Origin of the sequence: Anaerofustis sp. LCP19S3_F7 (genome assembly GCF_052119445.1) — a bacterium.
In the GTDB taxonomy this organism is placed as follows: Bacteria; Bacillota; Clostridia; order Eubacteriales; family Anaerofustaceae; genus Anaerofustis; species Anaerofustis butyriciformans.
In genome coordinates, this window is sequence record NZ_JBQKFF010000001.1 from 381,055 (window position 1) to 401,317 (window position 20,263).

Here is a 20,263-nt window from a genome sequence, read left to right on the forward strand (position 1 = left end):
AAATTAAATTAGAAGAGGTAGAAAAATGCGTATAGGATTTGGATATGATGTCCATAAACTTGGTAAAAACAAGGATCTTATTTTAGCGGGCGAAAAAATAGACTGTTCTGAAGGGCTTATAGGGCACTCTGATGCGGATGTTTTAGTTCATGCTTTAATGGATGCACTTCTTGGAGCTTTGGCTCTTGGTGATATAGGAAATCATTTCCCGGATACGGATGATAAATACAAAGGCATAAGCAGTATGCTTTTACTTAAAGACGTATGCAGGATGATAGATAAAAATGGATATAAGCTTGTCAATGCTGATATGACTCTTGTTATGCAAGCACCAAAAATCGCTCCGTATATACCTAAAATGCGAGAAAATATTTCTTTTATTATGAATACTCCTATAGAAAATATAAGTATAAAAGCAACCACGGAAGAAAAGCTTGGTTTCAGCGGAAGAAAAGAGGGAATCAAAGCTTACTGTGTATGCTTGCTTGAGGAGAAAGAATAGATGAAATTATTTAATACTTTATCAGGTAAGAAAGAAGAATTTGTACCTATACATGAAAATGAAGTAAATATGTACGTTTGCGGTCCTACTGTTTATAATTTCTTTCATATAGGAAACGCAAGACCTTTTATTATATTTGATACTTTAAGAAGATACCTTGAATATATTGGATATAAGGTTAATTACGTACAAAACTTTACGGATATAGACGATAAAATAATAAACAAGGCAAAAGAAGAACATTCTACGGCAAAAGCCGTATCTGATAAATACATTGAAGAATACTTTAAGGATGCAAAAGGACTTGGAATAAAAAAAGCAACTGTTCATCCAAGAGTAAGTGAATGTATAGATGATATTATAGGTTTAATCAAAGATCTTGAAAAAAATGGTTTTGCTTATAACGTAGATGGCAATGTTTATTACAGAGTAAGTAAATTTAAAGATTACGGAAAATTATCAAAAAAACCTATAGATGAACTCATGTCGGGAGCAAGAGTTGATATAAGTGATGAAAAAGAATCACCTCTTGATTTCGCATTATGGAAAAAACAAAAAGAAGAAAGTGAAATTGCTTTTGATTCTCCATGGGGTAAAGGTAGACCGGGATGGCATATAGAATGTTCTGCAATGAGCAGAAAATATCTTGGAGATACTATTGATATACATGGGGGCGGGGAGGATTTAATATTCCCTCATCATGAAAATGAAATTGCTCAATCAGAAGGAGCAAACGGTAAAGAGTTCGTTCACTATTTCGTTCATAACGGATATATTAATATAAATAATGAAAAGATGTCAAAATCAAAGGGTAACTTCTTTATGGTAAGAGATATCGCAAAGGATTTTGATCTTGAAGTTGTAAGACTTTTCATGTTATCTGCTCATTATAAAACACCTGTAAACTTCTCGTTTGATATATTAAAACAAACAGAAAGCGGATTAAAAAGACTATATAATACTAAAGAAAATTTAGAATATATGCTTAAAAATGCTAAATCAGAAGAGTTAAAGGAAGATGAAAAAGAATTTGTTTCTTCTCTTCCAAAATATAGACAAGAATTTAAAGATGCAATGGAAGATGATATCAATACTGCAAATGCGGTAAGTACAATATATGAACTAAGCAAAGATATCAATTCAAACGTAAACGAAAATTCATCTAAAGAAATGATTAAAGCTGCATATGATATGTATATGGAATTAAACACAGTTTTAGGTCTTCTTCAAAAAGAAAAAGAAGAAGAAATTCTAGAAGATGAAATTTTAGCATTAATCGAACAAAGACAACAAGCAAGAAAAGATAAAGATTTTGCTTTAGCAGATAAAATAAGAGATGATCTTTTAAAAAGAGGAATTGTTCTTAAAGATACAAGAGAAGGTGTAAAGTGGGAGAAAGTAAAATAGATAAAAAAGACATTCTTGCCATAGGAAGCAAAGAGCTTGCGTATCTTGGGGACAGTGTTTACGAAGTAAATATAAGAAAAAGACTAATAAGGCTTGGTATAAGAGGCGTAAAGGATCTTAATAAAATGAGTATGAATTACGTTTCGGCTTTGTATCAAGCCGATATTTTTTCTTACTTAAAAGAATTTTTAACAGAAGAAGAGTTAAAAGTTGCAAAAAGAGGGAGAAATACTAAGATAAAACACGCATCAAAAAGCGTAAGTATTGCAACATATCGTTTGGCGACAGCTCTTGAATGTGTGTTTGGGTATTTATATATGCTTTCTGATATAGAAAGAATAGATTTCCTTATGGACAAGGTGTTTGAATACAAACTTAAAGAGGTAGAATAATGAGTTATACCGTTTTATACAGAGAATTCAGACCTAAAAATTTTGAAGAAATAATCGGTCAGGATAATATAATAAACATTCTTAAGAATCAGATAAAAAATGATTCTATTTCTCATGCCTATCTTTTTAGTGGAATAAGAGGAACAGGTAAAACATCTACCGCAAAAGTTTTTGCAAAAAGCATATGTTGTCTTAACAATAAAGACGGAGAAGCCTGCAATGAATGTGCATCATGTAAAGATATAAATATGGGGGACAGTGCCGATATTATAGAAATTGATGCAGCTTCAAACAGAGGTATAGACGAAATAAGAGACCTTAAGGAAAAGGTAAGCTATATGCCAAACTTCGGAAGATATAAAGTTTATATTATAGATGAAGTTCATATGCTTACTCAGGAAGCTTTTAATGCTTTACTTAAAACATTAGAAGAACCACCAAGTCATATAGTATTTATATTTGCAACAACAGAACCAAATAAAATTTTACCTACAATTCTTTCAAGATGTCAACGCTTTGATTTTTCTAGAATAGACAGCGATGTCGTTGTAGGACACTTGGCTGATATTCTTGATAAAAAAGGAATTGAGTATGAAAAAGAAGCGCTTTCTTTAATAGCCTTAAACACTGAAGGTGCTATGAGAGATGCTTTAAGTTTACTTGATAAAGCTATTTCGGTTTTAACGGACAATAAGGTCACAAAAGAAATTGTTGATGACATATTGGGGCTTATAAGCGATGAAGAAGTATATAATCTTGCAAACGGCATTTTAGAAGGGGACGTGGAAAAGAGTATCTCTTCCGTACATGAATATTTAGAAAAAGGCAGAGAAGTAGGAAGTATAATAACTCAGCTTATGGAATATTATTCAAATAAAATAATAGCCATAAACGTAAAAAATCCTGAAAACATAATAAATAAAAGTAAGCCTTATATAGATTCTTTATTAGAAAAGTTTAACTCAAAGGAAGATAGTAAGAGAATAAGCGATATTTTATATTCTCTTTCAAAACTAAAAAATGATATGAGATTTTTCTCTGAGCCGGAATTTTTATTTACGGCAAAGATAATTAATCTATGTGAAGGTGATGGTGAAAGTTTTGTTTCTATAGAAAAAGATAATGCTCAAAATATTAATAGTATGCCTGACAGCGAAGAAATTGAGCTTTTAAACGATAGAATAGAATCTTTGGAAAGAGAAATAAAAAAATTATATGCTCTTAAAGAAGATGTTGAAAATATAAAAAATATGGATTTTTACGGTGTAAGTGCTCCTAAAAAAGAAGTTATACATTTAAAAGAAAAACCAAAGAAAGTTTCACCTGAAAAAGATGAATATATTGTTGATAAAAAAGAGATTGCTTGGGCAGAGAAAGTTTTGTCTCTTACTCAGCGTTATATTATAAACAGCAATAAAGATCCTCTTGTAGGTATGAGTGTAAATAAATTTAAGGTAGTTGAAGTAGGATTTAATTCTATTACAATATATCCCGATAAAGCTTTAAATATGCTGGATTTCTTCTTTGATAACGATGGAGATAAAATATTCAAAGAGGCTCTAAGTCTTAAAGCCGGCAAAAAATTAGATGTAACTTATATTGACAAAAAGATAAAATTAAGATATAAAAATGATAGCAGTAAAAACAGTTTAAAAAGTCTTAAAAAAGATTTGAATATGAAAAAAGATTTTAAGACTGATTTTAAAGCGGAAATAAAAGAAGATGCAAAAGAAGACATCAAAGAAGAAGCAAAAATTAATACAGATGAAATTTATAAAGAACAAAAAGAAGAAATTATAGACACTTCTTTGAATAATGACAACAATGCGTCTTTAGAAAGTACAATGCCTGATTATGACATTAATGAAATTATTTCAGGAGCTGATGAGGAATTTGTTTCCGATGAAGAACTAGCTGCGATAGATAATGAAATAGTATTGGATGATGACGATATTATGGATTTAGGAGAAGATTATGACGCATCAATCATGGAAATATTCGGTGCGAAAGAAGAATAACGGAGGTATAAAATTATGGCAAAAGGAAGAATGAACGGTTTCGGCGGTGGCGCAGGAATGTCAGGAATGATGAAACAAATGCAAAAAATGCAAGCTGATATGCAAAAAATGCAAAAGGAACTTGAAGAATCAACTTATGAGGCAACAAGTGGCGGCGGCGCTGTTAAAGCAGTTGTAACAGGGGAAAAACTTGTTGAATCTATTGAAATTGATCCAGATATGTTAAAAGAAGAAGATGCTGATATCATATGTGATATGGTTGTTGCTGCAGTAAACGAAGCAATTAATAAAGCAAGTGAAGATGCAAATAATAAAATGGGTTCTATTGCGGGAGGACTTGGCGGATTAAATATTCCGGGACTATAAAATGAGCGTTTATTCAAAACCTATATTAAATTTAATAAATGAACTTTCAAAACTTCCGGGAGTAGGAAGAAAAACGGCAAGCAGACTTGCTTATTATATAGTTAATATGGATAAAGCTGATGTTGATAGTTTATCCGATGCAATAAAAGCCGCAAAAAAAGAACTTAAATTTTGTTCTGTTTGTTACAATATAACAGATAAGGATCCTTGTGATATATGCACAAGTTCAAAAAGAGACAGATCTACAATACTTGTGGTAAGTGAATCGAAAGATTTAATTGCCATAGAAAAAACAAAAGAATACAAAGGTCTTTATCATGTTCTTGGTGGAGTTATTTCTCCAATGGAAGGAATAATGGTTGAAGATATAAGAATTAAAGAACTTATAAGCAGAATCGGAACAAGTGATGAAGTTAAGGAAGTTATTTTGGCAACTGGTTTTAATGTTGAAGGAGAGACAACTGCAATGGTTATAAAGAAATTGTTAAAACCTTTTGATGATATAAAAGTAACAAGAATTGCAAAAGGACTTCCTCAAGGTGCAGATCTTGAATATACCGATGGTGCAACTTTGGCAAACGCAATTATTGGAAGAAATGAAATTTAAAAAAGTACAACTAGGTTGTACTTTTTTTATTTTGTTTATTTTTTATTTAATAAAATAAGCAAAAGTTCTTTTTTATCTTCAACGCTCCAGCTTTTATAGTCTTGAAAAGCTACCATTTGAGAATCTTTAAGCATATTTTTTAATGTTAAATTTAGATAGTTTTCATCGTTTAAAAGAGTTTCGTCCAAAGAAGAAAATTCTTGTTTTTCCTTCTTTTCTTCTCCTCTTAAAAGATAATCAGTACTTACATTAAAAGTATCGCTTATTTTTTTTATCATTGTTGATGGAATATTTCTGTTTCCTTTTTCGTACATACTTATTGTATTTGGATGAATTCCAAGTTTTTCAGCCATATCTTTTTGAGTAAGTTTATTTTCTTTCCTTAAATTTTTTAATCTATCTCCAATTGTTTCCATTTTTATTTCTCCAAGACTATTTCTTATTTAAAGAATATCACATTATGTTGGTTTTTTCAATAAAAATTCACGTTTATCAGTGGAAATATCAATAAAAACACACATTTTGTTTACTTTTTCTTGACAATCACACGTATTGTGTGATAATCTATTCTTGTAGAAAAAATGTTCGATTTAGGTATTGTGCGTTTTAGGAGGTAGGATATGAAAAGCGAATTATACAAACAAACAGAAAGAAGATTATATGATTATCCTTTTTTGGTAAAAAGAATTGAGATGATTAAAAAGCGTCTTGAAGAACTTGAAATGAAATCTTTAAAAGGATGTCATACTTACTTATTATCCACTGATCAAAGTCGCTTTGAAGATTTTATAGCAGCGGAAGCATCAAATATTTCCGATTTTAGAATATTACTTCAACAGGAATTAAAAGAAAAAGAAAACATAGTTTTTGAAATTGAAAAAGCTTTGGAGTGTTTAACAGAGCTTGAGCGTCAAATTGTTATAATGAGATATTTTAAAATGTTAAGAATGTCGGAAATAAGTGATGAACTTGGATACTCCAGAGAGTATAGCAGTAGGGTAAGAAAAAGAGCTGTAAATAAAATCGGTATGGTTCTTTGGGGTGTTACAAGTGAGGAAATGGAAAAAAAGAGAAAAGAAATAAAAAATTTTCCAATTTAAACAAGAATAGAAATATTCTTGTTTTTTATTGACAAATTCTTTCTTGTTTAATACAATAGAAAAAATTGTTTACTTTGTGAACTAATTTAGGAGTTAATATGGGAAAAATCAGTGAAGAGTTCTTAGATGCATGGCTAAAGCTATCAGTTATACTTAGAAATAAAAGATATATGATTAATTTATCATTTAATGAAGGTATAATATGTCATCTTCTTTACAAAGAATCATTAACAGGCAGTGAAAAAGGTGTCGCGCTTAAAGATATCTGCTCAAAAACTCATATTTTAAAATCTCAGATAAATAAACTTATAAAACAGCTTGAAGGTAAAAACATAATAAGAAGAAATAAAAGTCTAAAAGATAAAAGATTGGTTTTAGTAAGTTTAAGTGAATACGGAGAAAAAGTATATAAAAATGAGTATGCTAGAATCATTAAGCTTGTAAATGAACTTGTAAAGAAAATCGGAGAAGAAAAAGCAAAAGCAGCCACAGATATTTTTGAATTAATAGCAAATAATGTAGAAATATTTAACGGGAGGGAAACATGTCAGTAAAAATATTAACGGATTCATCTTCTGATTATGAAGTTTATGAAATTAAAGAAAAAAATATAGAGGTTGTTCCAATTGCAGTATCATTTGGAGAAGAACATTATCTTGACGGAGTTGATTTGGATAAAGATACTTTCTATAAAAAACTAGAAAGCTCTTCTGAATTTCCTAAAACAGCACAGCCAACCCCTAATGAATTTTTAGAGTATTTTAACAAGGCAAAAGAAAATAACGATGAACTTGTTGTAATACTTCTTTCAAGCGGACTTAGCGGAACAGTTCAAAGTGCAAATATTGCAAAAGATATGTGTGAATATGATAATATTTTTATCATTGACAGTGTGCATGCAGTTACGGGAGTAAGAATGCTCGTTGATAGTGCAATAAAACTTAGAGATGAAGGTAAAAGCGGAAAAGAAATATATAATGAAATATTGGTGTTAACAACAAAACTTCGTTCTGTTGTTATGGTAGATACACTTGAATATCTTCATAAAGGCGGAAGACTCACAAAAGCTCAAGCGACTTTAGGAGAAGCTGTAAATATGAAACCTATTATAAGTATAGATGAGCTTGGTAAATTATATATGAAAGATAAATCACTGGGCAAAACAAGAGCGTACAAAAAAATTATTAAATTATTTAAAAGTTTTGATATTGATACGAACTATCCTGTATATTTCACATATTCAAACGAGAAATCAAACTGTGAAGAACTTGTAAAGAAATTAAAAGCAATGGATATTGATGTGGATGAAAAATATATGTATAATATTGGACCAACTGTAGGCGCTCATCTTGGAAGAGGAACTTTTGGTTTTACAATGGTTTCAAAATAAAAACGAATTCCTTTTGGAATTCGTTTTTTTCTTATTAAAATAATAATGATAAATACTAAATTTTAAAATAATTTTAATTACTATACAGAAAAGAATTTTACGTTTGTTTTATCTATGTAAATTTTAATATCTTATAAATAAATTTTGATAAATCAGCGGGTAGAATATACTATAATAAAATAATTATTAAATATTTTGATAAGTGAAATTTGTATAAAAAAACGACCTTTTCGGTCGCTTTATCTTAATTCATATGTAAGAAGTGCATTTTCGCTTTCCGTAAAATTTGTTAAAAATACTGTATCATATTCTTTTATAAATTCTTCATATGCTCTTTGTGCCTTTGATAAGCTATCATAAAGGGCAAATACACTTGGTCCTGATCCGCTCATTTGAACCCCTATTGCATCAAGTTTTTTGAATTTATCTTTTATATACTTTATTTCAGGATATTTTTCTAAAACAAAAGGTTCAAATACATTAATTAATCCCTTTTCAAGTTTTTTCTTATCTGCTTCTAAAAGTCCTGTCATTAAAGCTGTAAAATCAGGTCTTATAAGGTCCGTTGCATTGTCTATAAGGTCATATGCAAATTTTGTACTTACTCCAAAATCAGGTTTACATAAAACTACATAGCAAGGAATATATGGATAAATTGGTCTGATTTTTTCTCCGATTCCTTCACACATGCCTGCGCCGCTATGAATTAAGAAAGGAATATCTGCACCTATTTTTTCACCTATTGAACAAAGCTCATCTCTTGAAAGATTAAGTTCATAGATTTTGTTATATGCAATTAGTGCAGCTGCTCCGTTTGCACTTCCTCCACCAAGTCCCGCACAAACTGGAATTTTCTTTTCTATATGAACAGACAGTAATTTATTTTCTTTATTTAGTTTACTTATTTCTTTTATGCATTTATAAACTATATTACTTTCATCCTTTGGTACTTCGGTATTATTGCATGTAATAACAATTTTATCGGATTTTTCAAATGTTAAATAATCATAAATATTTATGGAATGCATTACGGTTTTGATATTGTGATAATTGTCTTCTCTCTTTCCTACAATATCAAGTCCTAAATTTACCTTAGCCGGTATTTTTATTTGTATTTTATTCATCTTATACCTTCGGTTTATAACATTTTAGGAACGTTTATACATCTTTCGTCTTTACTTGGAGCATTTTGTAATGCTTCTTCTATTGTTAATCCCTCTTTTACTTCATCTTCTCTTACTACATTTTCAAGATTTAAAACATGGGCTAAAGGTTTTATTCCATCTGTATCTATATTATCAAGTGCTTTTGCATAATCAAGCTGTTTTTCAAGTGTATCTGTATATTTTTCTGCTTCTTCTTCGCTTATTTTTAATTTTGCAAGTGAAGCAGTATATAATACATCATCTTTTGTTACTTTCATAATAATCTCCTCGTAAACATAATTTAACTATTAATTTATTTTACTTTTTTTGTAAACAATAGTCAAGAAACAATACTCATTAATGTAATATATTAATGATCTTCTAATAATTTTTTATTATTATTTTAATAACTTGTGCTATAATAGGAATAATTAAATATAATAGGAGGATAGCGCGTGAAGGTAATATTACTTGAAGATATAAAAGGTATCGGAAAAAGAAGAGAAATTAAAAACGTAAAAACAGGTTATGCAAATAACTTTTTATTTAAACAAGGCAAAGCTGTTGAAGCGACAAAAGCCAATATAGAAAAAATGGAAGAAGAAATAAGACTTGAAAAAGAAAATCATGCAAAAAATGTTGCTGAAGCAAAAGAAAAGAAAGAACAACTTGAAAAAATTAAAGTTGATTTAAAAGCTAAATCAGGTCCTGACGGTAAACTTTACGGTTCTGTTACTTCAATGGATGTAAGTGATGCAATAGAAAAAGCAAGCGGATTAAAAATCGACAAAAGAAAAGTTGTTATGGATAACATAAAAAAACAAGGTGAATACGAAGTTAAAGTTAAATTATTTGAAAATGTTGTTGCAAGTGTAAAAATTAATGTTGTAAGTGAATAATATTAATATAAGTAATTAATACAAGGAGCGAAAATTGGCAGATAAATTAAGTTTAAAGGTCATGCCGCATAGCAGTGAAACAGAAAGATGTGTTCTTGGTTGTATGCTTATAGACAGTGAAACTATAAACATTGTAAAAGAAGTCTTGAGTGAAGACGACTTTTACGACGAAGAACATAAGTGGGTATATAAAGCCATTGTTTCTCTTGCTGATAGAGGAAAAGCGGTAGACACATTGACTCTTTCAAACGAATTGAAAGAAAATAATGTATTTGACAAAATAGGCGGATATGAGTTTTTAATAAAAATAGGAGACAGTGTTTTATCCACAAATCATGTTGATGATTATTGTACAATTATTAAAGAAAAGTCAATAAGAAGAAGGCTTATAAGAGAGCTTGGAAGTGTTATTGATCAGTGCTATGGAGATTCTATAGAATCTTTTGATATAATAGAAGCTGCTCAAAGAGCCGTTTATAACATATCTATGGATAATAGTACAACGGACTTTACGTCTCTTTCATCAGCTGTAAGTGATGCTGTTAACGAACTAAACAGAATACAAAAGCTGGATGAAAAAGTAATCGGCGTTCCTTCAGGTTTTGCTGCCATTGATGATATAACATCAGGCTTCCAAAAAGGAGATATGGTTTTAATAGCTGCAAGGCCAAGTATGGGTAAAACTGCTCTTGCTGTAAATATTGCTCAAAATGCCGCTATAAGATATAAAAAATCAGTTGCCATTTTTTCTCTTGAAATGCCAACAAGACAACTTGCAAACAGAATTATGTCGGGAGAAGCTGAAGTAGATTCTTCAAGACTTAGAATAGCCAATATTTTCCCAAGTGAATGGTCAAGTTTATATGATACTGTAAGGGAAATAAGAGAGAAAAAAGTAAAATTATTTATAAATGATACTTCGGGTATTTCCGTAGGGGAACTTAGAAGAAAATGTAGAAAATTAAAAGCAACAGAAGGTCTTGATTTAATAATTATCGACTATTTGCAGCTTATGACAATAAATGAAAGAAGCGAAAGCAGACAACAAGAAATTTCAACCATTTCAAGAACATTAAAATCAATTGCAAAAGAACTTGATTGTCCTATCATTGCATTAAGTCAGCTTTCTCGTGGTCCTGAAGCAAGGACAAATAAAAGGCCAATGCTTTCGGATTTAAGAGAATCTGGAGCCATAGAACAGGATGCCGATCTTGTAATGCTTCTTTACAGAGATAAATATTATAATCCTGAAAGCGAAGATGATTCCACAGAAGTAATTATTGCAAAACATAGAAATGGTAGTGTTGGTACTGTAAAACTTAAATTTAGAGGTGAATATACTAAATTTATTACAATAGAAGATGACCCTACAAGCTCAGAGGCTTATAGTGATGAGAATTTAGGATAGGAGATGAATTTTAAAATGAGAGATATTTTTGAAAAAGATTTTATTGTTAGGGTATTGATACCTTTAGCGGTAACAATGCTTGTTGCGGGAGTTTTATTTATTTTAGGAAATGCATTTATTCTTTTGGTTGCTGTTATTGTTTTTGCAGGACTTTTCTTCTTTACAAAATATAATAAAGATTTGGTTGAAGAAGAGATATATTATGAAGAAGAAGATACTTCTCCAATAAGAGAATTAAGAGAAGAATTAAATCTTTCAAAAGATTATACAAATGATTCAAAAGCAAATAGTTACGATTATTTAAAAGATAATATGATTAATGAAGATAATCTATCTTTTCTTGATATAGAAGATGAAGAAGGCGAAGCCCTTCATTTTGAAAAAGCAGATATGTCTTTAACACAGCAAATTAAAGCAAGTGTTGATGAGGATTATCCGGAACCAACTCTTAAAAAACCTGTAAGAAAAAGTACAGCAGTTTCTGCTCCAAAGAAAAAAGCAGGTAATGTTATTTCAAAATCAATTAAAAGTGTGAAAAACAGAAAAGAAGTTCCAATAAAAAAAGAAATTAATTACGATGATGATTTTGAATTTGAATATGGTTCTTATGATGAATAATTAAAATTTATTCTTACTTAAAATAAAAAAATATGATAAAATATATTAAAACGCGTGGTCATAAAATGGCGTAAATCCAGTTTATGACTGCGCGTTATTTTTTTTGGAGGTAAATATGGAAAGACGTAAAATAGAATTTGTAAGAGGAATTATAATGTGTTTTATAATGGTATTTGGCATGAATTTATTTGAAACAGCTCTGCATTTAGGCGCATTAAATATTAATGTTTTTATTGAGAGTTTTAATACATTTATTTTTGTATTTATAGCAGCATATATTATTCAAAATTTAGTGGTGGGAAAAGCTAAAGACTATGTTATAAAAACATTTTTAAATACAGAAAAAAGCAGTCTTGCTTTTATGTTATTTAATTCTATATTTATAGTTATATTTATGTCTATGATAATGACAATAATAGGAGGAATAATAGGAAGAGAAAACTTTATTGATATATTAAATAATTACTTTAATATATGGCCTAGGAACTTCTGTATGGCATTTTTCTTAAATATGCTTATTGCTTCTCCAGTATGTAATTTTTTATATAAGAAACTCATTAATATTAATAATGTGAATTTAGAAAATATAGAAGAAATATAACCCCGACTTATTAAGTCGGGGGTTTTATTAACATATTTATCATTTCGCTTACTGCATTTTCGTTATTTGTCCTATTAAGAATAAATTTAGCAGCTTCTTTTGCATCTTTAGATGCGTTCTTTACCGCAAAAGAATATTTTGTATTTTTTAGTAGTTCTATATCGCTCCCTTGATCTCCTATTGTAGCAATTTCGTCTTTTGTAACATCATAATATTTCATCAGTTCCATAAGACCCATAAACTTATTTACTTTTGTAGGCCTTATATCGTATACGTTTCTGTCAACCGTTCCATACATTAAGTCAGGTAAATAACTTTTTAAATGTTCAAGGTCTTTTTTGTCTTCAAAACGTACGGAAATCCTATAACAATTTTTTAGGTTGTATAAATTTCCTTTTTTTAAACTTTCTTCTTTTATCCAAGTTGTTACATCATCATATAAAGGTCCCTTTTTATCATAAAAGTATCCATCTTTATTAAGTGGCATAAAAGCCCTGTTTTCTTTATTAAATTGGTTTACCAAAAATGCATATATATCATTGTCTATTGTAGCAAGTTCTTTTATTCCTTTTTTATAATCTATAAGTATTGCACCATTTACTCCAATATGCACATTTTCAAATAAATCAAGTTCCCTTACTATATCTGTCATAGATTCTTCGTTCCTGCCGGATATAATACTTATTTTAATTCCTTTTTCTTTACATAATTGTATTGCATTTTTATCTTCTTTTGAAATTGTGCCATCATCTCTTAGTAAGGTTTTATCCAGATCTAAAATAAGCAACTTTACCATTTTATTCACCCTTTACGATGTTTATAAGCTCAAGAGGTGTCTTTATATGGTAATTGGCATTGCAAGTTTCTTTTTCTTCTTCACTGCCATAGCCATAATCTGCCATAACTGCATCAGTGCCATTTTTTTTGCCTCCTATTATATCGGTAGGTTTATCTCCTATCATTAGAACCTTTTTAGGCTCTTTAATGTTTAATTTATCCATGGCTTCTTTAACCAAATCTGATTTTTCTCCTCTTGTTTGCATAGTGTCTTGTGCAATTACTTCTTTAAAGAAATGTTCTATTTTAAAATATTCTATTTGAAGTTTTACATTTTCTATTGGTTTATTTGAGGCTATTGCTATTTGTACTCCCATGTTATCAAGAGTTTGTAGCATTTCATAAACTCCATCATACAACGTTGCTTCAAAACATCCATGTTCTTGTACGTATTTTCTATGTATCATAATGGCTTTTTTGCCTTCTTCTTGGTCAAATCCGTACTTTTCAATTATTAGTTTTGCAAAAGGAGGTCCAATCATTTTTTTTACGTTTTCTATTGTTTCCGTTATTCCATATGCTCCAAGTGCCTTTACAAATCCTTTTGCTATTCCAAGCCATGAGTCTACTATTACTCCGTCAAAATCAAATATTACAGTGTTATATTTCATAATTATTCCTCTTTTCTTTATATATTATTTTATAATAGCAAAGTAGTTTTTTCAATTGTATTTAGATTGTTATTAATGTTTATAATTGGATAATTAGATATATTATTTATAATTTTTTAAGGATTTAAATTAAAATTGAAATATAATTTTTATATTTTTAGTATCGATAATATTTTCTTTTGGTGTTTGTTTTTTCCTTTTTGTTAATTTTACGGAATAATAAGAATAGAAAGTATATGAGTAATAGGTTTAATAATATGCTTAGTGTTTTGTTTATTGCTTCTTTTCTTTGTAAAACAATATTTTCCTCTGTCATTTCTTCTGTTTTATTTATGTTTTTTATTTTGTTTAAATGAGATAAGACTTTATTTCCGTATCCTTTGCCCGGATAAGCCCAGCCTTTTTTGTAAGGATTATCCGAGTATCCAAGATATTCCACATATATGGCTTTTCCTCTAAGAGACTCATCCCATCTTGGATCTACGCATTTGCCATTTAAAGGTTCTTTTGATGCATAACACTTTAAATGCTGAATAACGGCTCTTATTCCTATTTCCATTGTTTTAAAACTTGCACCTTTTACTCCTCCTCCTGTAGTTCCAAGTCCTGCAAAATTATTTTGTTCTTTTTTTACATCTCCATTAAAATTTAAATATCCTGTTTCATGCATCATTAATGCAAATGCTATATCTGCTCTTACACCTTCTTTTTTTGCTTCTTTAATGGTTGTTTTGACGAAATTTTGAGCATACTTTTTAGTAATGGGATTATTGCCTTTTTTATCGTTGTTTTTTATTAGATATGTATACATTTGATTTGCGCTACACTCGCAGTTTTCACCCATTATTTTAGTGAGTTTTTTTTCATTCTTTCCATTTACTAAAGGCATAAAAAGTGGTAATATTAATAAAGTTATCAAGGTGAATAAAATAATTATGTGAAATTTATTAAAATTTTGTGAATAATTCATTAAAAGCCTCTTTTTTTACATTTTTTATATTATTATTATTATAAATTAAAAAAAATAATTTTTTTGTAATTTTTAATAATGATAAATAATTAAATTATAAATATAATTTGTTTAATGAAAGGGTACTAAATTGAGAAAAACATTAACAAAAATCATTGGTATTTTTATAATTGGTATTATTTTGGCAGGAGCAACTTTATTTGTTTCTGTTTCCCTTAGCTTACCTGATATTTCGGGATATACTTATTCTCCTAAACTTAAAACTCAAATTTTAACAGAGGATAATCAATTGGTTGGTGAAGTTTATGATGAAAACAGAACCCTTGTTTCCATTGACGATATGCCTGATGATCTTGTTAATGCGGTCGTTGCCGTTGAAGATAGAAGATTTTACCAACATCATGGATTTGATATAAAGGGAATATTGAGAGCTATAGTGGTTAACCTAAAAGGAGACGGTATTCATGAAGGTGCTTCAACACTAACGCAGCAGGTTGTAAGAAGATTATTCTTATCAGACGAAAGAACATATACAAGAAAGATAAAAGAAATTTTACTTGCAGTAAAATTTGAACAGGAATTTACAAAAGAAGAAATTTTGGAAATTTATCTTAACGATGTATTTATGGGACAAGGAACATATGGTGTTGAAGAAGCTTCAAAGAGATTTTTTGGTAAGCATGTACAGGATTTAACTTTAGAAGAATGTGCTTTGCTTGCAGGTATTCCACAGGCTCCTACCGTTTACAACCCAACTACTGATTCAGGTTATGAACAATCCAAAATAAGAAAAGAAGAAGTTTTGGATGCAATGGTAGAAAGCAGATATATAACTGAAGAAGAATGTGAAGAAGCAAAAGCAGTAAAGATTTCTATAAAAGAAGGAGATTCTGAAAAAGGATTTAATGGAAGAACAAGAGAAGGCTGCGGCGCTTATTCTCAACAAGTTTTGGATGAAGCTCAAGATGTATTGGTAAAAAGTTTTACTGAAAAAGACCAAATGAGTGAAGAAACTGCTAAAGCCAAAGTTGAACAAATGATTAATCAGGACGGGCTTAAGATTTATTGCAGTATGAATATGAGTTTACAAACTTCAGGTATAAAAAGTGTAAAAGAATTTATGTCTGCATATGGTCTTACTGATACAGCCGATATGGCTTTTGTTACGGTAGATGGTTCCAACGGAAAGGTTCTCGCTTATTATGGAGGAGAATCATCCATTGATATGGCCAATACTCCTCGTCAACCGGGAAGTACAATAAAACCTTTATATGTATCTAAATATTTAGAACTTCCTGATAAATCTATATATACAACAGTTCAAGACGGGCCAATAAACCTTTATGGATATTCTCCTAAGAATGCTGGAAATAGATATTATGGAAGGGTAACAATTAAACAGGCTATTACAAACTCATTAAATACTGCTTGTTTAAGACTTTTTGAGGAACTGGGTACTGACGAAAACGGTAATTTGGTAGGATATGAAGCCGTAAAAGATTTTGGATTTACTACTCTTGTAGATGTTGAGGATAATGCTGTTTATAATGATAATAACTATGCATTTGCTCTTGGAGGTCTTACTTATGGTTTAAAACCTTTAGAACTTGCAAGTGCTTATTCAACATTTGCAAATGACGGAGAAAAATATCCTTATTATTTTGTTGAAAAGATAACAACAAAAGACGGTGACGTTCTTTATGAAAGAGAAGAAGCAAAAGCAGAACGTATAAGAACAAGTGAAGCAAACGAATCAATAGTGGAATGTATGAAAGGTGTTGTAACATCGGGTACAGGTACATTGTCTCAGACTCAATATGAAACATTTGGTAAGACAGGTACTACAAATGATGATAAAGATTTCTGGTTCTGTGGCGTAACAGGTAATTTAGCAACAAGTATTTGGGTTGGAACACCTGAAAATGATGTTATATACGGTATTTCTTCATCTGGGGTTGCATCTTTCTATTCAAGATATGTAAATAACACAGATGAAATAGATGATTTTGGTAAGATTGCAAATGTAAGTGAAAATTCTTCGTCAGATACCGAAGAAGTAAATTACACTAGCTTATTAGTTGTAAAAGATAATATTGATGTGACAGATAGAGAGTACTTTACAAGACTCGAAGTTGAAACTATCTCTATTCCACAAGATGAAGTAGACAAATATAAAAACAGAATTGTTACTCAGGTTACTGTAGATAGTGACAGCGGACTTTTATTTAATGATGAGAAATGTGACAGTGCAAATAAAGAAATTAGGTATTATATAAAAGGAAATGAGCCAAGAAAGAAATGTAATAAACTTCATATATTTTAGAAGGTAAAATATGATAGATGCAAAAAAAGAAATAGAACAATTAACAGAAGAATTATTGGAACATAACAGAAAATATTATGAGGAAGATAATCCAAGTATTTCTGATTATGAATATGATATGCTTCTTAGAAAGCTTATGAAGCTTGAAGAAGAATATCCTGAGTACAAAAAAGAATATTCCCCTACCGACAGGGTAGGGGGAAAGGCTCTTGATGGGTTTGAAAAAGTAAAGCATGAGTATAAGCAGCTTAGCTTGGCTAATGCTTTTTCTTTTGACGAACTTTTGGAATTTGATAATAGAGTTAAAAAAGAAATAGAAAATCCTGTATATACATTGGAAAATAAATTTGACGGACTAACTATAGTTCTTACTTATGAAAATGGTATATTAAAAACAGGAGCAACAAGAGGCGATGGTGAAGTTGGTGAAGATGTTACTTTAAATGTTAAAACCATAAAAACAATTCCTCTTAAATTAAACAAAGATGTTAATTTGACCGTAAGGGGCGAAGTTTTAATATATAAAGATAACTTTGAAAAGATTAATAAGCAAAGAGAAAAAGATGGAGAAAGTCTTTTTGCAAATCCTAGAAATATGGCAGCAGGTTCAATAAGACAACTTGATTCAAAAGTTGCGGCAAAGAGGGATTTGGATTGTTTTATATTTAATTTAGAGCATATAGACGAGGTGGAACTTTCTTCTCATAGTGAAAGTCTTGATTATTTAAAAACTCTTGGATTTAAAGTAAGTGAATATAAAAAGTTTAGTAATATAAATGAAATATTTAAGGCTTTAAATGAAAAAGAAGAGGAGAGAAAAAAACTTCCATATGAAACAGATGGAGCTGTAATAAAACTTGATAATTTAAGAGATAGAGAAGTTTTAGGTTCTACAAATAAAAATCCAAGGTGGGCAATTGCTTATAAATTTAGTGAAACAAAAGTAAAAACCTTACTAAAGGATATTATTGTAAATGTAGGAAGAACTGGAACATTGACCCCTGTTGCAATTTTAGAAGGCGTAAATATAGACGGTTCTTTTGTAAGTCGTGCCACTCTTCACAACGAAGATTATATAAAAGACAATGACATAAGAATAGGGGATAAAGTTATAGTAAAAAAAGCAGGAGAAATAATTCCTCAGGTTGTAAGTTCCGTAAAAGAAGAAAGAAATGGTGAAGAAATAATCTTTGAAATGCCAAAGACTTGTCCTGTATGTGGTCATGAAGTTGTAAGGGAAGAAGGCATAAGCGCAATAAAATGCGTAAATATAGACTGTCCGGCTAAAATTTCCAGAGAAATAATTCATTTTGCTTCAAGGGATGCGATGAATATTGATACTTTGGGAGAGAGAGTTTTGGAAAACTTAATTGAAGCGGACTTAATTCAAGATGTAAGCGATATTTACAGATTAAAAGATAAAAAAGAACAAATAGAACAAATGGAAAAAATGGGTGAAAAATCCGTTTTAAACATGATTGAAGCAATAGAAAAATCAAAAGAAAATTCTCTTGAAGATTTGATTTTTGCGCTGTCCATAAATTTAGTTGGAAAGCAGGGAGCAAAACTTCTTGCAAAAGAATTTAAAAGTATGGATAATTTAATGAACGCCACATATGATGATCTTATATCTATTAATGAAATAGGAGATAAGATGGCAAATGAAATTATAATGTTTTTTAGTAATGAAAAGAAAATATCTTTGATTAGTAAGTTGAAATCTTTAGGGGTTAATATGGAATATATTAACGAAGAAAATGAAGATTTGAAGTTTGAAGGTATGACTTTCGTTTTAACGGGAACATTATCCAAATACAAGAGAAATGATGTGAAGAAGATAATTGAAAGCTACGGAGGTAAAGTTTCTTCTTCTGTAAGTAAAAAAACTACTTATGTTCTTGCTGGTGAAAATGCAGGAAGTAAAGAAGAAAAAGCAAAGACTCTTGGAATAAAAATAATTTCTGAAGATGATTTCGAAAAAATGATATAAAGAACTTCTTTTGAAGTTCTTTTTTTATGTAAAAATTAGATAAATTTTGTAATATTAAAATAAAATGTATTATAATGTATTTGTAACAATAAAAAATAAGGACAAGAATAAATGACATTAAAATATTTTTTTTCAAGACCAGAAGACATACCTTTAAATTTAACATGGAATACATATGGAGTTGAGCATTTAACTTGGCTTTTAGCTATAACTTTATTTATCGTTTGTATGTGTCGTATGTTTAAAAAAGCAGATTATGAAAAACAAAATAAAATATTAAAAATTTTTGCAATAGTTATAGTTATGCAAGAAATCATTAAAGATATTATTCATATTTATGCAGGAACTTTTAATCTTGGGCATTTACCATTTCATTTGTGCGGTATATCAATATTTTTTACTTTTTGGTATGCTTTTAAGCCTGGGAAAATTTGCGGTGAATATTTATATGCACTTTCTCTTCCAGGAGCAATGGCAGCATTATTATTCCCTGATTGGACAGAATACCCAATGCTTCATTTTTCATGCATAAATTCTTTTACCATTCATACATGGCTTGTTGTATTTGTATTTATGCTTTTATATAGTGGAAGACTAAAACCTAATTATAAAGTTTTGCCAAAGACAGCATTGTTAGTTGGTATAATTGCCGTTCCCGTATATTTTATGAATAAAGCATGGGGAACAAATTTTATGTTTTTAAGTGCTCCTGCACCAGGCTCTCCTCTTGAGATACTATATAATGTGTTTGGAAATTTTTATATTCCTGCAGCTTTGTCACTTGTATTATTTGTTTGGGTACTTATGTATGCCCCATGGCAGATAGCTTATTCAAGACAAAATAAAATGGAAGAAATTGTATAAAGACTAATGTACAATCATTAGTCTTTTTTTATTGGATAAAAGATATTAAAAAATAAAAATAACATTAAATTTGAGTATAAAATAAGAGTAAACATAACAGTAAAAATATTTTATTACATGAAAATGTCGAATTGTGTTAGGAATTATGCTAAACACTATATCTTGTGTTTTTTTTCTTCTTGACAAAGTTATATACACAATATATAATTGAATAC

22 protein-coding genes are annotated in these 20,263 nt (G+C 29.6%); 16 read left to right on the forward strand and 6 right to left on the reverse strand.

Annotated elements, in window-relative coordinates; genetic code table 11:
- Positions 1-25 precede the first annotated feature (25 nt).
- The 6 genes from ispF to recR are packed head-to-tail and all read left to right on the forward strand — an operon-like array spanning position 26 to position 5,292.
- Positions 26-502: a 2-C-methyl-D-erythritol 2,4-cyclodiphosphate synthase gene (gene ispF / locus ACTQYZ_RS01935; protein ID WP_441020884.1), complete on the forward strand. Its 477-nt coding sequence runs from the start codon at positions 26-28 to the stop codon at positions 500-502.
- Positions 503-1,909: a cysteine--tRNA ligase gene (cysS, locus tag ACTQYZ_RS01940; RefSeq protein ID WP_329381632.1), complete on the forward strand. Its 1,407-nt coding sequence runs from the start codon at positions 503-505 to the stop codon at positions 1,907-1,909. It begins immediately after the preceding gene.
- Positions 1,891-2,301, forward strand: a complete 411-nt coding sequence (locus ACTQYZ_RS01945; RefSeq protein ID WP_441020882.1) for a Mini-ribonuclease 3 — start codon at positions 1,891-1,893, stop codon at positions 2,299-2,301. Before cysS ends, ACTQYZ_RS01945 begins: the two co-directional genes overlap by 19 nt.
- On the forward strand, positions 2,301-4,319 hold the full coding sequence (gene dnaX, locus ACTQYZ_RS01950) for a DNA polymerase III subunit gamma/tau (protein ID WP_441415920.1): 2,019 nt from the start codon (positions 2,301-2,303) through the stop codon (positions 4,317-4,319). Before ACTQYZ_RS01945 ends, dnaX begins: the two co-directional genes overlap by 1 nt.
- A gap of 15 nt (positions 4,320-4,334) precedes the next feature.
- Complete coding sequence (locus ACTQYZ_RS01955; RefSeq protein WP_441020878.1) at positions 4,335-4,685, forward strand: YbaB/EbfC family nucleoid-associated protein; 351 nt, start codon at positions 4,335-4,337, stop codon at positions 4,683-4,685.
- Position 4,686: 1 nt separating this feature from the next.
- Positions 4,687-5,292 (forward strand): recombination mediator RecR, encoded by a 606-nt coding sequence (gene recR, locus ACTQYZ_RS01960; protein WP_138269157.1) that lies wholly within the window; start codon positions 4,687-4,689, stop codon positions 5,290-5,292.
- Positions 5,293-5,327: 35 nt separating this feature from the next.
- Here recR and ACTQYZ_RS01965 read toward each other — a convergent pair whose 3' ends face one another.
- Positions 5,328-5,708, reverse strand: a complete 381-nt coding sequence (locus ACTQYZ_RS01965; RefSeq protein ID WP_441020876.1) for a helix-turn-helix domain-containing protein — start codon at positions 5,706-5,708, stop codon at positions 5,328-5,330.
- Between the two features lie 204 nt (positions 5,709-5,912).
- Here ACTQYZ_RS01965 and ACTQYZ_RS01970 point away from each other — a divergent pair, with 204 nt between their 5' ends.
- From ACTQYZ_RS01970 to ACTQYZ_RS01980, 3 genes are all read left to right on the forward strand, one after another.
- Complete coding sequence (locus ACTQYZ_RS01970; protein WP_441020874.1) at positions 5,913-6,392, forward strand: sigma factor-like helix-turn-helix DNA-binding protein; 480 nt, start codon at positions 5,913-5,915, stop codon at positions 6,390-6,392.
- Positions 6,393-6,490: 98 nt separating this feature from the next.
- A complete protein-coding gene (locus ACTQYZ_RS01975; RefSeq protein WP_441415921.1) occupies positions 6,491-6,946 on the forward strand; it encodes a MarR family winged helix-turn-helix transcriptional regulator in 456 nt (151 codons plus the stop codon).
- Entirely contained in the window at positions 6,937-7,782 is an 846-nt protein-coding gene (locus ACTQYZ_RS01980; RefSeq protein ID WP_441415922.1) for a DegV family protein, read from the forward strand. The genes ACTQYZ_RS01975 and ACTQYZ_RS01980 overlap by 10 nt, the downstream gene beginning before the upstream one ends.
- A 239-nt stretch (positions 7,783-8,021) precedes the next feature.
- Here the strand turns inward: ACTQYZ_RS01980 and ispE are convergent, their stop codons facing one another.
- Positions 8,022-8,906: a 4-(cytidine 5'-diphospho)-2-C-methyl-D-erythritol kinase gene (gene ispE, locus ACTQYZ_RS01985; protein ID WP_441415923.1), complete on the reverse strand. Its 885-nt coding sequence runs from the start codon at positions 8,904-8,906 to the stop codon at positions 8,022-8,024.
- Between the two features lie 14 nt (positions 8,907-8,920).
- On the reverse strand, positions 8,921-9,205 hold the full coding sequence (gene gatC, locus ACTQYZ_RS01990) for an Asp-tRNA(Asn)/Glu-tRNA(Gln) amidotransferase subunit GatC (protein ID WP_138269163.1): 285 nt from the start codon (positions 9,203-9,205) through the stop codon (positions 8,921-8,923).
- A 177-nt stretch (positions 9,206-9,382) separates the two neighbouring features.
- Here gatC and rplI point away from each other — a divergent pair, with 177 nt between their 5' ends.
- From rplI to ACTQYZ_RS02010, 4 genes are all read left to right on the forward strand, one after another.
- Positions 9,383-9,826 (forward strand): 50S ribosomal protein L9, encoded by a 444-nt coding sequence (gene rplI, locus ACTQYZ_RS01995; RefSeq protein WP_441415924.1) that lies wholly within the window; start codon positions 9,383-9,385, stop codon positions 9,824-9,826.
- Positions 9,827-9,860: 34 nt separating this feature from the next.
- Positions 9,861-11,234, forward strand: coding sequence for a replicative DNA helicase (gene dnaB, locus ACTQYZ_RS02000; protein ID WP_441020864.1), 1,374 nt, complete (start codon positions 9,861-9,863; stop codon positions 11,232-11,234).
- Between the two features lie 15 nt (positions 11,235-11,249).
- Positions 11,250-11,852: a hypothetical protein gene (locus tag ACTQYZ_RS02005; RefSeq protein ID WP_441020862.1), complete on the forward strand. Its 603-nt coding sequence runs from the start codon at positions 11,250-11,252 to the stop codon at positions 11,850-11,852.
- A 115-nt stretch (positions 11,853-11,967) separates the two neighbouring features.
- A complete protein-coding gene (locus tag ACTQYZ_RS02010) occupies positions 11,968-12,453 on the forward strand; it encodes a hypothetical protein (protein WP_441020860.1) in 486 nt (161 codons plus the stop codon).
- Positions 12,454-12,463: 10 nt separating this feature from the next.
- Here ACTQYZ_RS02010 and ACTQYZ_RS02015 read toward each other — a convergent pair whose 3' ends face one another.
- From ACTQYZ_RS02015 to ACTQYZ_RS02025, 3 genes are all read right to left on the reverse strand, one after another.
- A complete protein-coding gene (locus ACTQYZ_RS02015; RefSeq protein ID WP_441415925.1) occupies positions 12,464-13,249 on the reverse strand; it encodes an HAD-IIB family hydrolase in 786 nt (261 codons plus the stop codon).
- Between the two features lies 1 nt (position 13,250).
- Complete coding sequence (locus ACTQYZ_RS02020) at positions 13,251-13,901, reverse strand: HAD family hydrolase (protein WP_441415926.1); 651 nt, start codon at positions 13,899-13,901, stop codon at positions 13,251-13,253.
- Positions 13,902-14,058: 157 nt separating this feature from the next.
- Positions 14,059-14,790, reverse strand: coding sequence for a glucosaminidase domain-containing protein (locus tag ACTQYZ_RS02025; protein WP_441020854.1), 732 nt, complete (start codon positions 14,788-14,790; stop codon positions 14,059-14,061).
- Positions 14,791-15,001: 211 nt separating this feature from the next.
- Between ACTQYZ_RS02025 and ACTQYZ_RS02030 the strand changes: the two genes are divergently transcribed.
- The 3 genes from ACTQYZ_RS02030 (at position 15,002) to ACTQYZ_RS02040 (ending at position 20,048) form a co-directional block, all read left to right on the forward strand.
- The gene (locus tag ACTQYZ_RS02030) at positions 15,002-17,194 is read left to right on the forward strand and encodes a transglycosylase domain-containing protein (RefSeq protein ID WP_441020852.1); all 2,193 of its coding nucleotides are present in this window, start codon (positions 15,002-15,004) and stop codon (positions 17,192-17,194) included.
- A gap of 13 nt (positions 17,195-17,207) precedes the next feature.
- Positions 17,208-19,184: an NAD-dependent DNA ligase LigA gene (gene ligA, locus ACTQYZ_RS02035; protein ID WP_441021402.1), complete on the forward strand. Its 1,977-nt coding sequence runs from the start codon at positions 17,208-17,210 to the stop codon at positions 19,182-19,184.
- A gap of 111 nt (positions 19,185-19,295) precedes the next feature.
- Positions 19,296-20,048, forward strand: a complete 753-nt coding sequence (locus ACTQYZ_RS02040) for a YwaF family protein (protein ID WP_441020851.1) — start codon at positions 19,296-19,298, stop codon at positions 20,046-20,048.
- Positions 20,049-20,263 lie beyond the last annotated feature (215 nt).

Bases quoted from the DNA above. Each gene is read 5' to 3' on its own strand.
- ispE (WP_441415923.1), bottom strand. From the start codon at position 8,906: ATGAATAAAATACAAATAAAAATACCGGCTAAGGTAAATTTAGGACTT.
- ACTQYZ_RS02025 (WP_441020854.1), bottom strand. From the start codon at position 14,790: ATGCCTTTAGTAAATGGAAAGAATGAAAAAAAACTCACTAAAATAATG.
- ACTQYZ_RS01965 (WP_441020876.1), bottom strand. From the start codon at position 5,708: ATGGAAACAATTGGAGATAGATTAAAAAATTTAAGGAAAGAAAATAAA.
- ACTQYZ_RS01980 (WP_441415922.1), top strand. From the start codon at position 6,937: ATGTCAGTAAAAATATTAACGGATTCATCTTCTGATTATGAAGTTTAT.
- ACTQYZ_RS02015 (WP_441415925.1), bottom strand. From the start codon at position 13,249: ATGGTAAAGTTGCTTATTTTAGATCTGGATAAAACCTTACTAAGAGAT.
- ACTQYZ_RS02040 (WP_441020851.1), top strand. From the start codon at position 19,296: ATGACATTAAAATATTTTTTTTCAAGACCAGAAGACATACCTTTAAAT.
- ACTQYZ_RS01970 (WP_441020874.1), top strand. From the start codon at position 5,913: ATGAAAAGCGAATTATACAAACAAACAGAAAGAAGATTATATGATTAT.
- ispF (WP_441020884.1), top strand. From the start codon at position 26: ATGCGTATAGGATTTGGATATGATGTCCATAAACTTGGTAAAAACAAG.
- ACTQYZ_RS02005 (WP_441020862.1), top strand. From the start codon at position 11,250: ATGAGAGATATTTTTGAAAAAGATTTTATTGTTAGGGTATTGATACCT.
- ACTQYZ_RS02020 (WP_441415926.1), bottom strand. From the start codon at position 13,901: ATGAAATATAACACTGTAATATTTGATTTTGACGGAGTAATAGTAGAC.
- ACTQYZ_RS02010 (WP_441020860.1), top strand. From the start codon at position 11,968: ATGGAAAGACGTAAAATAGAATTTGTAAGAGGAATTATAATGTGTTTT.
- recR (WP_138269157.1), top strand. From the start codon at position 4,687: ATGAGCGTTTATTCAAAACCTATATTAAATTTAATAAATGAACTTTCA.
- ACTQYZ_RS01955 (WP_441020878.1), top strand. From the start codon at position 4,335: ATGGCAAAAGGAAGAATGAACGGTTTCGGCGGTGGCGCAGGAATGTCA.
- ACTQYZ_RS01975 (WP_441415921.1), top strand. From the start codon at position 6,491: ATGGGAAAAATCAGTGAAGAGTTCTTAGATGCATGGCTAAAGCTATCA.
- gatC (WP_138269163.1), bottom strand. From the start codon at position 9,205: ATGAAAGTAACAAAAGATGATGTATTATATACTGCTTCACTTGCAAAA.
- dnaX (WP_441415920.1), top strand. From the start codon at position 2,301: ATGAGTTATACCGTTTTATACAGAGAATTCAGACCTAAAAATTTTGAA.
- cysS (WP_329381632.1), top strand. From the start codon at position 503: ATGAAATTATTTAATACTTTATCAGGTAAGAAAGAAGAATTTGTACCT.